Genomic DNA, 11,862 nt, shown 5'->3' on the forward strand with positions numbered 1-11,862 from the left:
CAGAACCGCATTAAAAATCGATTGCGATACCCTTCAATTCCCAATCGCCATAACGGGTCGGGTCCTTGCCAAGCGGATCATGCTCCGGGCGCTTCTCCGCCTCGGGTTCGGGAACCGGCGGGTTGGGAGAGAGATAGGCCGGTGGTTTCACATGGTCTGGGCGCTGGCCCATGGGCGTGCCTTTCGGTAGCGGGGTGTGCCCCCCACATCGGGGTGCCAAGGAGCTTTGCCAAGTGAATCGACCCCCGCGCCGGCCCAATCATCCCGTTCGTCAAGCCGAGCCGCTGGGCACGGCAAGCCGGCGCGCGGCCCTGCGCCTGCTGGACGCGGTGCTGCGCCGGGGGGAACCGCTGGAGGCGGCGCTGGCATCGGCGACGCGCGACCTGCATGGCGGGCCCGATCGCGGGCTGGCCCATGCGATCGCGGCGGAAACGCTGCGCCGCCTGCCCGATCTGGACGCGCTGATCGATTCGGCGACCAGGAACCAGTTGCCCGACGATGCCAAGGCGCGGTCGGCGCTGCGCATCGCGCTGGTCCAGGTGCTGTCGCTGGGTACGCCGCCGCATGCCGCCATCTCCACCGTGCTGCCGCTGGTCGATGGCGGCCCGCGCAAGCTGGTCCACGGCGTGTTCGGCACGCTGATACGGCAGGGGGTGTCCCTGCCGGAAGTCCCGGAGCTGCCGGGCGTGACGGCGGAACGCTGGGCGGCGCAGTGGGGCGATGCGATGGTGGATGCGGCCGAGCAGGCGATCGCCGCGCCGCCGCCGCTGGACCTGACGCTGGCCGATCCCGCCGCGACCGCGGACTGGGCGGAGCGGCTGGGCGGCACCAGCCTGATGCCGGGCCATGTCCGCCTGCACGATGCGGCGTCGGTGCCCGAGCTGCCGGGGTTCGAGGAAGGCGCGTGGTGGGTGCAGGATGCGGCCGCGTCGATGCCGGCACGGTTGCTGGGGCCGGGGGCGGGCACCGTGCTGGACCTGTGCGCCGCCCCCGGCGGCAAGACGCTGCAACTGGCGGCGGCGGGGTGGCAGGTGACCGCGCTCGATGCATCGCCCACCCGGCTGGAGCGGCTGCGCGCCAATCTGGAGCGGACCGGGCTGGCCGCGGAGGTGGTGTGCGCCGACGTGCTGCAATGGGCGCCGCCCGCGCCCGTCGATGCGATCCTGATCGACGCGCCGTGCAGCGCGACGGGCATCTTCCGCCGGCATCCGGACGTGCTGTACCGCGTTCGCCCCTCGGTGATCGCCGAGATGGCGGCACTGCAGGCCAAAATCCTGTCGCGCGCCGCCGGATGGCTGCGGCCGGGCGGGCGGATGGTCTATGCCACCTGCTCGCTGGAGCCGGAGGAAGGCGAGGCGCAGCTGGAGGCGTTTCTGGCCGCGCATCCGGATTATACGCTGTGCAGCGTCCAGGCGCCGCTGCCCGTCGGCAAATCAACACCTTATATCCGCACCCTGCCGAGCGACATGGCCGAACAGGGGCGGTGCGACGGCTTCTTTATCACGCTGCTGGAACGCAACGGCTGACTTAACCTTTCATTAGCCCTAGAGACCATTGCCCATGCAGCCCGTCCGTATCGCCCCGTCCATCCTGTCCGCCGACTTCGCCAAGCTGGGGGAGGAGGTGCGCGCCATCGACGCCGCCGGCGCGGACTGGATCCATATCGACGTGATGGACGGGCATTTCGTGCCTAACATCACTATCGGCCCGGCGGTGGTGAAGGCGCTGCGCCCCCACACGGCCAAGCCGTTCGACGTGCATCTGATGATCTCGCCGATCGACCAGTATCTGGACGCCTTTGCGGAAGCCGGCGCGGACACGATCACCGTGCACCCGGAGGCGGGGCCGCATATCCATCGCACCATCCAGCACATCAAGGGGTTGGGCAAGCGCGCCGGCGTGGTGCTGAACCCCGCGACGCCGGCCAAGATGCTGGATTACCTGATCGATATGGTCGACCTGGTGCTGGTGATGAGCGTCAATCCCGGTTTCGGCGGGCAAAGCTTCATCGACAGCCAGTTGAAGAAGATCGCCGCGATCCGGAAGATGATCGAGATGAGCGGCCGGGCAATCGACCTGGAGGTGGATGGCGGCGTCGATGCCACCCATGCCCGGCGATGCATCGAGGCGGGCGCCGACGCGCTGGTCGCGGGCACCGCGGCGTTCCGGGGCGGGCCCGACATGTACGCCGCCAATATCGCGGCCCTGCGCGGATGAACCAGCCGCTGGACGCGCCGGACGGTATCGAGGAGGGCAAGCGCCTTGTCCGCGTCGGGGGCACGAGCGGGCTGTCGCTGGCGGAGCGGCTTGCCGAGCGCTTCCACCGGCTGACCTGGCGGACGCCGATCCACGGCATGCGCCTGAACGGCCGGCATCCGTTGAAGCTGATCGCGGTGCCCGACGATCCCGTGCTGGGCGACGCGACGCGTGGCTATGCGCTGCTCGACGGCTTTGTCCGCTATCGCGGGGCGGAGCGCGAGATCGACAAGCTGTGGTTCACGCAAGGAGGGCTGACCGGGCCCATCGCCGAATATCTGCACGGCTTCGCCTGGCTGCGTGACCTGTCCACCGTGGCGACGCGGCAACAGGGCGCGCCGGTGGCGGAGTTCCTGATGGGCCGCTGGCTGGATGCGCATGCCGAGACGGTGGATGCGCTGGCGTGGCGGCCCGATCTGTGGGGCAGGCGCATCCTATTCTGGACCAGCCATGCGCCGCTGATCCTGTCGTCGACCGACCTGGTGTACCGCTCAAAGGTGCTGAACGCGATGGCGCGCGGGGCGCGGCACCTGGACCGCGGGGCGGACAAGGCCCCGGCGGGCGTGCCGCGCATCGCGGCATGGTGCGGCGTGGTGGCGGCGGGATTGCTGATTCCCGGCGGCGAGCCGCGCCTGGCCTTTGGCGAGGCAGGACTGGCGCGCGCGCTGGGCACCGGATTGTTCGACGATGGCGGATCGGTGTCGCGCAGTCCGGGCCAGTTGCTCGATTCGATCATGCTGCTCGCCATGCTGCGCGAATCCTATGCCGCAGTCGGCAAGACGCTGCCCGAGGATATCGCGGCGACGCTGCAACGGATGGTATCCGCGCTGCTGGGCGTGATGCATCCCGACCGGGCGCTGTCGAGCTGGCAGGGTGCCGGCCCCGAACAGCCCGAACAGATCGCCGCGATCATCGAGGCGTCGGGCGTGCGCACCCGGCCGCTGCGCCAGCCGCGCAACTGGGGGTATCAGCGTCTCGCCGGCGGCGGCGCGGTGCTGGTCGTCGATGCCGCCCCGCCGCCGATCGCGCAGGTGGTGGATGGCGGCTGCGCCTCGACCCTGGCGTTCGAGTTTTCGGACGGGCCGGAACGGATCGTGGTCAATTGCGGCGGTGCGCGTGCCGCGATCGAGCAGTTGCCGATGCGGTTGGCCGATGGCCTGCGCACCACCGCGGCGCACTCGACCCTGGTGGTGGGCGATTCGAACTCCACCGCGATCCATGCCGACGGCACGCTGGGCCGGGGCGTCGGACAGGTGGAACTCAGCCGCCAGGAATCGGAGGCGGCGAGCCGGATCGAGGCCAGCCATGACGGCTATGTCCGCCGCTGGGGCTTCGTCCACCGCCGGCAATTGCTGTTGACCGGTGACGGGCGCGAACTGCGCGGCGAGGACGCGTTGCTGCCGCAAGGGCGCAAGCGCCGCACCGGCACGACGCCCTTCGCCTTGCGCTTCCACCTGGGCGAGGAGGTGGAGGCGGTGCTGAGCCCGGAAGGATCGGCGGCGGTGCTGCGCATGACCAGCGGCGCCTTGTGGCAGTTCCGCTGCCGCGGCGGTGCGCTGGTGATCGAGGATTCGTTGTGGATCGATCCCGATGGTCGCCCGGTCGAGACGCAGCAACTGGTCGTCACCGGTGAGGCGCCGGCGGGCGGCGGGCATGTAAGCTGGGCCTTGAAGCGCGCGCTGTGACCGTTACAGGGCTTCGGCGGTGTTCCCCTCCACTCCCGGAGCCCCGATGACCCATATTCCTGTAAAGCGCGCCCTTCTGTCCGTATCCGACAAGACGGGGGTGATCGACCTTGCCCGCGCGCTTGCCGAACGGGGCGTCGACCTCGTCTCGACCGGCGGCACCGCCAAGGCGATCCGCGACGCCGGCCTGCCCGTGCGCGACATTTCCGACGTCACCGGATTTCCCGAGATGATGGACGGGCGGGTCAAGACGCTGCACCCGATGGTGCATGGCGGCCTGCTCGCGGTGCGCGACGATGCAAGCCACGCGCGCGCGATGGAAGAGCATGGCATCGGCGCGATCGACCTGGTCGTCGTCAACCTCTATCCCTTCCAGCAGACGGTGGCCAAGGGCGCCGGGCGCGACGAGATCATCGAGAATATCGATATCGGCGGCCCGTCGATGGTGCGGTCGGCCGCGAAGAACCACGCTTATGTCGCGATCCTGACCGATCCTTCGGATTATGACGCGTTTTTGGCGGAGCTGGCCGCGAACGACGGCGCCAGCGGCATCGACATGCGCCGCCGCCTCGCCGCCAAGGCCTATGCGGCGACCGCGGCCTATGATGCGGCGATCGCGCAGTGGTTCGCCTTTGCCGATCAGGGCGAGGCATTTCCGGCGACGCTGCCCATGGCCTATACGCGCCATCACGAGCCGCTGCGCTATGGCGAGAATCCGCATCAGGTGGCAGCGCTCTACCTGCCGCAAAAGGGCGCGCGGGGCATCGCCCAGGCCGAGCAGTTGCAGGGCAAGGCGCTCAGCTACAACAACCTGAACGATGCCGATGCCGCGCTGGAGCTGGTGTCCGAGTTCATCGACGGGCCGCCCACCGTCGTCATCGTCAAGCATGCCAATCCGTGCGGCGTGGCGAGCAGCGATACGCTGCTGGATGCGTACAAGGCGGCGTTCGCGTGCGACACCGTGTCGGCGTTCGGCGGCATCATCGCCTGCAACCGCCCGCTGGACGCGGAAACCGCCGAGGCGATCTCGGGGATCTTCACCGAGGTGGTGGTGGCGCCCGACGCCAGCCCGGAGGCGCGGGCGATCTTTGCCAGGAAGAAGAACCTGCGCCTGCTGCTGTCGGGTGAGTTGCCGAACCCGGCACGCCCCGGCCTGATGGTGAAGTCGATCGCGGGCGGGCTGTTGGTGCAGAGCCGCGACAATGGCCGACTGACCGACGACATGCTGAAGGTCGTCACCAGGCGCGCGCCGACGGAGCAGGAGCTGGCCGATTGCCGCTTCGCCTGGACGGTGGCCAAGCATGTGAAGTCGAACGCGATCGTCTATGCCAAGGGCGGCAGCACGGCCGGCGTCGGCGCCGGGCAGATGAACCGGCTCGAATCGGCGCGCATCGCCGCCTGGAAGGCCAAGGACGCCGCGGACAAGGCCGGCTGGGCCGAGCCGCGCACGATCGGATCGGCGGTCGCGTCGGATGCATTCTTCCCGTTCGCCGACGGGTTGCTGGCGGCAGTGGAGGCCGGCGCCACCGCGGTGATCCAACCGGGCGGATCGATCCGCGACGACGAGGTGATCGCCGCCGCCGACGAGGCCGGCCTGGCGATGGTCTTCACCGGCATGCGCCACTTCCGGCATTGATGGTACCCGAACTGACCCGGCCTTGTGTGCTGTTCGCGCCATGGCCGGGTCAGCTGCAAAAGCCTTGCGCAGGGATGAGGGGGGACGTCGATGCTTGCCATGGCGATAGTGCTGGCACTGGGAATTGACGCGCCCGTCGCGTTGTGGACGGTGCCGGCACAGGCGGAATGGGCGTCGGGGGACGAGCATCACCTGAACGTGCGGCTCGAACGGCCGGATACCGCGATTTCGATGCGCGGCGAAGTGCAGTTGCGCGCCGTCCTTGCCGTACAAGGCCCGGCATTCAGGATTTCTCGCTTCCTCAAGCCGACAGGCGGGATCGCCTTCGATGTGATGGACATGCAGGGCCGACGGGTTGCGCCGCTGGAACCGCCGGCAACATCCCCGCCGGCGGCGCCACAGTCGTCCGACGGGCTTACTGTGGTTCGCCCAGGCCAGCCCATGACCTTGCAGGTGGCAGAGTTTCCACGCTGGGTGTTTCCGGGCCCCGGCCGCTACCGGGTGCGGCTTCTCGTCTCGCTGATGAACATCGCGGCAACACCAACCCGCTATCAGCAATGGTTCAGCAATACCGTCACGGTCGACGTGATCGACTGAACCGCTTAGCGCGTCACCCCGCCCGCATGCGGCAGGGTCGCTTCCTCCGCATCGGGCATCTTGCCGAACAGGGCACGGTCGGCGGGGCCGAAGGCGAAGCGCCAGAGGACGAAGAGATAGGTTGCCAGGATCGCCGGTTCGCCGACGACCAGTTCCACCCATTCGAGATGCGCCGGCAGGGCGGTGAAGCCCACGCCGACCACCATTGCGGCCCCGAACGCCCACAAGAGCGGCCAGCGCAGCGGCGAAACCGACGCTTTCAGGATGCGGGACAGCAGCGTCGCCTTGACGATCGAGGTGATGCCGAGGCTGAGCATCAGCGCGACGGCCGGGCCCGCGGCCTGCCATGTCGCGGGCCAGCCGAGCGCGCGCATGCCGAGGATCAGCGCGAAGCTGAGCCCCACCTGTACCCCCAGCATGACCACCGAGATCATCAGGTTGCGGTGGCGCGCGGTATAGACCAGCGCCGATTCGCATACCGCGCCCGTCGAGGCGAGCACTTCGGCGGTGAGCAGAAAGGCGAGCGCGGCCGTGCCGGCGACGAATTGCGGGCCGACGACGCCCATCACCGCCTCGCCCGGGATCGATCCCATCAGCGCGAGGCCGCCTTGCGCCGCCATGATCCAGAATGCGACCTGGCGCACCTGTCGCGCGATCGCACCGTAATCGCGCACGGCTAGGCTTTGGGTGATGACGGGACCGAGAATGGGGTCGAAGCTGGTCTTCAGCTTTTGCGGCAGGCTCGCGACCTGTTGCGCCATGTAATAGATGCCGACGATCTTGGGTTCGAACATGACGCCCAGGATGAAGCGGTCGACGTTGCGGCTGCCCCATTCGAGAGCGTCGGCGCCGGCGAGGGGGGCGTTGGCGCGGGCGAGGGCGAAGAGCTGGGTGAGCTCAGGGGACCAGCCGCGGGGGAGGCCGTAGCTGCGGATCAGGGGGACGATGCTGGCGATCAGGGCGGCGATCATCGAGGCGACGTAGGAGAGGACAAGCCCGTCGCGGATGGTGAAGAAGGAGAAGATCCAGGCGGCGATCGAGATCGTCCACGGCTCCACCACCGCACGCGCGGTGACCGCGGCCTTCACGTTCAACCGGTAGGCAAGCGCCGCGAGGCTGACATCGGACCAGGCGGAGGCGACGATGATCGCGGGCAGCCAGCGGTCGAGCCCGGTGATCGCCGTGTTGGGATACATGATCTCCGGAAAGAGCCACAGGAAGCTGCTGGCGGCGACGCTGGCGATCAGCGCGAGCGCCATCGCGTCCCACACCACGTTCACATGCGGCCGGTCGGTCGAGGACAGCGCCTGCGCCAGTCCGCGTTTCAGCCCCAGCGTGGCGACGAGCGCCGCCAGTTCGACCACCACCACCGCGATAGCGAAGCGGCCGACCAGATCGGGGCCGTAGATGCGGCCGGCGATGAACAGGAAGGGGATGCGCGCGGCCAGACGCAGGATGAAGCCGGCGATATTGGTCCGCCCGCCCTTGGCGAGCGTGTCGATGTCCTGGGAGGAGGAGGCCATGCGAGTCAGGCTTTCGCCACCGGATCGCCCTCACCCTTCCCGCCCGGCTGCGCCAGGCGGGCCCCCTCCCTTTCCCGCTGGGAGAGGGAGGGAGCGGCGAAGCCGCGGAAGGGTGAGGGTGACCGGGTGGTGGCGGTCAATGTGCCGCTCCCCAGCTTGCTCCCGTGCCGATCTCGACGCCCAGCGGGACCGAGAGCATCACCGCAGGCTCTGCGGCGCGCTCCATGACGTCGCGGATCACCGCGCTGGCGGCGTCGACATCGCCTTCGGGCAGTTCGAAGACCAGTTCGTCGTGAACCTGGAGGAGCATGCGGACCTGGGACAGGCCGGCCGCCTCCAGCGCGGGTTCCATGCGGACCATGGCGCGCTTGATGATATCGGCCGAGGTGCCCTGGATCGGCGCGTTGATCGCGGCGCGCTCGGCACCCTGCCGCTCGCCCTGGTTGCGCGACTTGATGCGCGGGAAGTGGGTCTTACGGCCGAACAGCGTCTGGGTGAAGCCGTGGTCGCGCACCTGGGTCAACGTCTCGGCCATGTAGCGGTTGATGCCAGGGAAACGCTCGAAATAGCGGTCGATCATCGCCTGCGCCTCGTCGGCGGAGACTTCGAGACGGCCGGCAAGGCCCCAGCGGCTGATGCCGTAGAGGATCGCGAAGTTGATCGTCTTGGCCCGCGCGCGGGTGTCGCGGTTCACTTCGCCGAACAATTCGGTGGCGGTCAGGCTGTGGATGTCGTCGCCATTCGCGAACGCATCGCGCAGCGCCGGCACGTCCGCCATGTGGGCGGCGAGGCGAAGTTCGATCTGGCTGTAGTCGGCCGCGAGGATGACGTTGCCTGGTTCCGCCACGAAGGCGTCGCGGATCTGGCGGCCGACCTCGGTGCGGATCGGGATGTTCTGGAGGTTGGGCTCGGTCGAGGACAGGCGGCCGGTCTGCGCGCCGGTCAGCGAGTAGCTGGTGTGGACGCGGCCGGTCTTCGGATTGATCTGCGCCTGCAGCGCATCGGTATAGGTGTTCTTCAGCTTGGTGAGCTGGCGCCAGTCGAGCACCTTGCGCACGATCTCCGCACCCGGACCGCCGTCGCGCGCGAGGCGCTCCAGTTCGGTGACGTCGGTGGAATAGACCCCCGACTTGCCCTTGCGCCCGCCCTTCAGGCCCAGCTTCTCGAACAGGATGTCGCCAAGCTGCTTGGGGCTGCCGATGGTGAAGGGCTGGCCGGCGAGCGCGTGCACTTCGCCTTCGCGCTCGGCGATGCGGCCGGCAAACTCGTCGGACAGCCTGGCCAGCACCTCGCGGTCGACCTTGATGCCCCGGCGCTCCATGCGCGCGATCACGGGAACGAGCGGGCGGTCGACCATCTCGTACACGCGGGTCGAGCCTTCGGCGGGCAGGCGCGCCTTGAAGCGCTTCCAGAGGCGCAGCGTCACGTCCGCATCCTCGGCGGCGTAGCGGGTGGCAGCGTTCAGATCGACTTCGTGAAAGCCGCGCTGCGTCTTGCCGGTGCCGACCACGTCCTTGAACGCGATGCAGGCATGGCTGAGATGGGTGGCGGCGAGTTCGTCCATGCCATGGCCATGCAGACCGGCGTCGAGATCGAAGCTCATCACGATCGTGTCGTCATGCGGCGCGACCGATATGCCGCGCTCGCCCAGCACGATCATGTCGAACTTCAGATTGTGGCCGATCTTCAGGACCGAGGGGTCCTCCATCAGGTCCTTGAGCTTCGCCAGGGCGACGTCGCGGTCGATCTGCACCGGCACCTCGGCGAGCAGGTCGTTGCCGCCGTGGCCGAGGGGGATGTAGCAGGCGAGGTTGGGGGCGAGGGCGAGGCTGACCCCGACCAGTTCGGCCTGGGTGGCATCCGTCGAACTCGTCTCGGTATCGACCGCGATCCAGCCCTGGTGGCGCGCAACGGCTATCCAGCGATCGAGCGCGTCCACATCCTGCACCGTCTCGTACCCGTCATGGTTGCAGGGCGGATCGTCATCCTCGGGCAGATCGACGGACGCCGGGTTCTCGACGGGGGCGTCGGCGACCTGGCCGAGCTTGGTCAGGAGCGAGCGGAAGCCGTGATGTTCAAGAAAGGCGCGCAGCGGCGCGTCGGGAATGCCCTTGAGTTCGAGGTCTTCCAGCGGTTCGGGCAGCGCCACGTCGCAGCGCAGCGACACCAGCTCGCGGCTGAGCCGGGCCATGTCGGCATGCTCGATCAGATTGTCGCGCAGCTTGCCCTTCTTCATCCCCTCCGCAGCGGCCAGGACGCCCGCCAGGTCGCCATGTTCGAGGATCAGCTTGGCCGCGGTCTTGGGCCCGACGCCGGGAACGCCGGGGACGTTGTCGACGCTGTCGCCCATCAGCGCCAGCACGTCGCCCAGTTGCGAGGGCGCGATGCCGTGGAACTTCTCCGCGACATGCTCCGGGCCCAGCCGGCGGTTGTTCATCGTGTCGTACAGGTCGAGGCCGGGCTCGATCAGCTGCATCAGGTCCTTGTCGGACGAGACGATCGTCACCTGCCAGCCTTGCGCCAGTGCCGCCTTGGCATAGCAGGCGATGATGTCGTCGGCTTCCAGCCCCTCGGTCTCGATGCAGGGCAGCGAGAAGGCGCGGGTGGCGTCGCGGATCATCGGGAATTGCGGCACCAGGTCTTCGGGCGGGGGCGGCCGGTGCGCCTTATACTGGTCGTACAGGTCGTTGCGGAACGTCTTCGACGATTTGTCGAGAATCACCGCCATGTGGGTCGGGCCCTCGGCCGCGTGGAGTTCGTCCGCCAGCTTCCACAACATGGTGGTGTAGCCATAGACCGCGCCGACCGGCTCGCCATGCTTGTTGGTGAGCGGCGGCAGCCGGTGATAGGCGCGAAAGATATAGCCGGAGCCGTCGACGAGATAGAGATGGGGCATGACGGTTCGGGGGTGTAGCGGATGCGGGGGTGCGTAAACAGCCCCCGCCTTGGCGATAGCGGCGGGGGCGGCTTTCCGTCAGTTCGCGACCGAGCCCGGTCCCTGCGCGGAACCGGCATAGGTGGCGACGGCGGCGGCGACGTTCTGGATCAGCACCTGGCGGTTGCGGATCGGCTCGGTCGTGTCGCCGATCATCACCGCGACCGCGAAGCGGCGGCCGTCGGGCGCGGTGAGCAGCCCGACATCGTTGAACCCGGCATTGCGGCGGCCGAGATCCTGCCCGGTGCCGGTCTTGTGCGCGAGCTGCCAGCTGGCCGGTATGGCGGCGCGCAGGCGGGCATGACCGGTGCGCGAGGCGCCCATCGTCTCCAGCAGGATGCGCGTCGAGGTTTCGGACAGCAACTCGCCGCGGGTCAGCCGGGCGAGCGCGTCGGCGATGGCGATCGGCGCGGCACCGTCGGGCGGATCGGCGACATAGGCGTCGAGCGCGGTGGCGCGCGCCGCCGGGTCGAGCCGGGCGCGTGCCACGGAAAAGGCGTTGCCCAGCGCATAGGCGGGCTGCCAGGTCAGGCCGGCGGTCTTGGCCTGGAGCAGCCGTTCGCCGGGGCCGAAGCGGATGTCGCCCAGCCGCTTCTCCGCGATCATCCGCCGCACCGCCGCCGGCCCGCCGACATAGGTGAGCAGCCGGTCGTTGGCGGTGTTGTCGCTCTGGGTCAGGGCGCGGGTGAGCAGACCGCCGACGGTGGTCTGGAACCCGTCGCCCTTCACCAGATAGGCGATCGGCTGGTGGAACAGCGTCAGGTCTTCGCGGCGGACGGTGATCGGGTCGTCCAGCCGCGCCTTGCCCTTGTCGCGCAGGTCGAGCAGCGTGATCGCGACCCACAGCTTGGATACCGATTGCTGCGGCAGGCGCTGGCGGCCACCGGCCTCCACCGTCCAGCCGTCATCGACGGCGCGGATGGCGATGCCCTTCTTGCCCTCGAACCCGGCATACAGGCTCTGAACGGTGCGGATCAGGCCCTGCGGTGCGGCGGGTGCGCTGCGCGGGCGGGGCGGCGGCACGGGGATCGATACCGCCACCTCCGGTTCGCGCGCCGGGGCGTTGGCGCTGGCGCCGGGGCTTGGCACCACATTGCATCCGGCAAGCGCCAGCAGACCCGCAACCGTCGCCCATCTGCCGAACCCGGCCATACGCATGTTCACAAAAGCACCCCGCACGATGCCGCGATCCTTGACCGGTCGAGCGGTGTCAGGAAACCGCGGATTTCT

General features: G+C 68.8%; 9 protein-coding genes. 5 read left to right on the forward strand and 4 right to left on the reverse strand.

The window, feature by feature from the left end; genetic code table 11:
• Window positions 1-10: 10 nt before the first annotated feature.
• A complete protein-coding gene (locus tag NPJ82_RS01135) occupies window positions 11-172 on the reverse strand; it encodes a DUF1674 domain-containing protein (RefSeq protein WP_149682681.1) in 162 nt (53 codons plus the stop codon).
• A gap of 112 nt (window positions 173-284) precedes the next feature.
• Between NPJ82_RS01135 and NPJ82_RS01140 the strand changes: the two genes are divergently transcribed.
• The 5 genes from NPJ82_RS01140 to NPJ82_RS01160 all read left to right on the forward strand — a co-directional run bounded on the left by NPJ82_RS01140 (window position 285) and on the right by NPJ82_RS01160 (window position 6,174).
• Window positions 285-1,526, forward strand: coding sequence for a transcription antitermination factor NusB (locus NPJ82_RS01140; protein ID WP_342659052.1), 1,242 nt, complete (start codon window positions 285-287; stop codon window positions 1,524-1,526).
• 34 nt (window positions 1,527-1,560) lie between these two features.
• Window positions 1,561-2,217, forward strand: coding sequence for a ribulose-phosphate 3-epimerase (gene rpe, locus NPJ82_RS01145; RefSeq protein WP_267347941.1), 657 nt, complete (start codon window positions 1,561-1,563; stop codon window positions 2,215-2,217).
• Complete coding sequence (locus tag NPJ82_RS01150; protein WP_342658066.1) at window positions 2,214-3,941, forward strand: heparinase II/III family protein; 1,728 nt, start codon at window positions 2,214-2,216, stop codon at window positions 3,939-3,941. The genes rpe and NPJ82_RS01150 overlap by 4 nt, the downstream gene beginning before the upstream one ends.
• 46 nt (window positions 3,942-3,987) lie before the next feature.
• Window positions 3,988-5,577, forward strand: a complete 1,590-nt coding sequence (gene purH / locus NPJ82_RS01155) for a bifunctional phosphoribosylaminoimidazolecarboxamide formyltransferase/IMP cyclohydrolase (RefSeq protein WP_342658067.1) — start codon at window positions 3,988-3,990, stop codon at window positions 5,575-5,577.
• A 90-nt stretch (window positions 5,578-5,667) separates the two neighbouring features.
• Complete coding sequence (locus NPJ82_RS01160; protein ID WP_342658068.1) at window positions 5,668-6,174, forward strand: hypothetical protein; 507 nt, start codon at window positions 5,668-5,670, stop codon at window positions 6,172-6,174.
• 5 nt (window positions 6,175-6,179) lie between these two features.
• Here the strand turns inward: NPJ82_RS01160 and NPJ82_RS01165 are convergent, their stop codons facing one another.
• The 3 genes from NPJ82_RS01165 to NPJ82_RS01175 form a co-directional block, all read right to left on the reverse strand.
• A complete protein-coding gene (locus NPJ82_RS01165) occupies window positions 6,180-7,697 on the reverse strand; it encodes an oligosaccharide flippase family protein (protein WP_342658069.1) in 1,518 nt (505 codons plus the stop codon).
• Window positions 7,698-7,833: 136 nt separating this feature from the next.
• Window positions 7,834-10,593 (reverse strand): DNA polymerase I, encoded by a 2,760-nt coding sequence (gene polA / locus NPJ82_RS01170; protein WP_342658070.1) that lies wholly within the window; start codon window positions 10,591-10,593, stop codon window positions 7,834-7,836.
• A 78-nt stretch (window positions 10,594-10,671) separates the two neighbouring features.
• A complete protein-coding gene (locus NPJ82_RS01175) occupies window positions 10,672-11,790 on the reverse strand; it encodes a serine hydrolase (RefSeq protein ID WP_342659053.1) in 1,119 nt (372 codons plus the stop codon).
• Window positions 11,791-11,862: the final 72 nt, after the last annotated feature.

The organism is Sphingomonas sp. NY01 (genome assembly GCF_038809135.1).
In the GTDB taxonomy this organism is placed as follows: Bacteria; Pseudomonadota; Alphaproteobacteria; order Sphingomonadales; family Sphingomonadaceae; genus Sphingomonas; species Sphingomonas carotinifaciens.

What these genes read in the sequence shown, in the direction of transcription:
- NPJ82_RS01135 (WP_149682681.1), bottom strand. Translation starts at nt 172, where the DNA reads ATGGGCCAGCGCCCAGACCATGTGAAACCACCGGCCTATCTCTCTCCC.
- rpe (WP_267347941.1), top strand. Translation starts at nt 1,561, where the DNA reads ATGCAGCCCGTCCGTATCGCCCCGTCCATCCTGTCCGCCGACTTCGCC.
- NPJ82_RS01150 (WP_342658066.1), top strand. Translation starts at nt 2,214, where the DNA reads ATGAACCAGCCGCTGGACGCGCCGGACGGTATCGAGGAGGGCAAGCGC.
- purH (WP_342658067.1), top strand. Translation starts at nt 3,988, where the DNA reads ATGACCCATATTCCTGTAAAGCGCGCCCTTCTGTCCGTATCCGACAAG.
- NPJ82_RS01160 (WP_342658068.1), top strand. Translation starts at nt 5,668, where the DNA reads ATGCTTGCCATGGCGATAGTGCTGGCACTGGGAATTGACGCGCCCGTC.
- NPJ82_RS01165 (WP_342658069.1), bottom strand. Translation starts at nt 7,697, where the DNA reads ATGGCCTCCTCCTCCCAGGACATCGACACGCTCGCCAAGGGCGGGCGG.
- polA (WP_342658070.1), bottom strand. Translation starts at nt 10,593, where the DNA reads ATGCCCCATCTCTATCTCGTCGACGGCTCCGGCTATATCTTTCGCGCC.
- NPJ82_RS01175 (WP_342659053.1), bottom strand. Translation starts at nt 11,790, where the DNA reads ATGCGTATGGCCGGGTTCGGCAGATGGGCGACGGTTGCGGGTCTGCTG.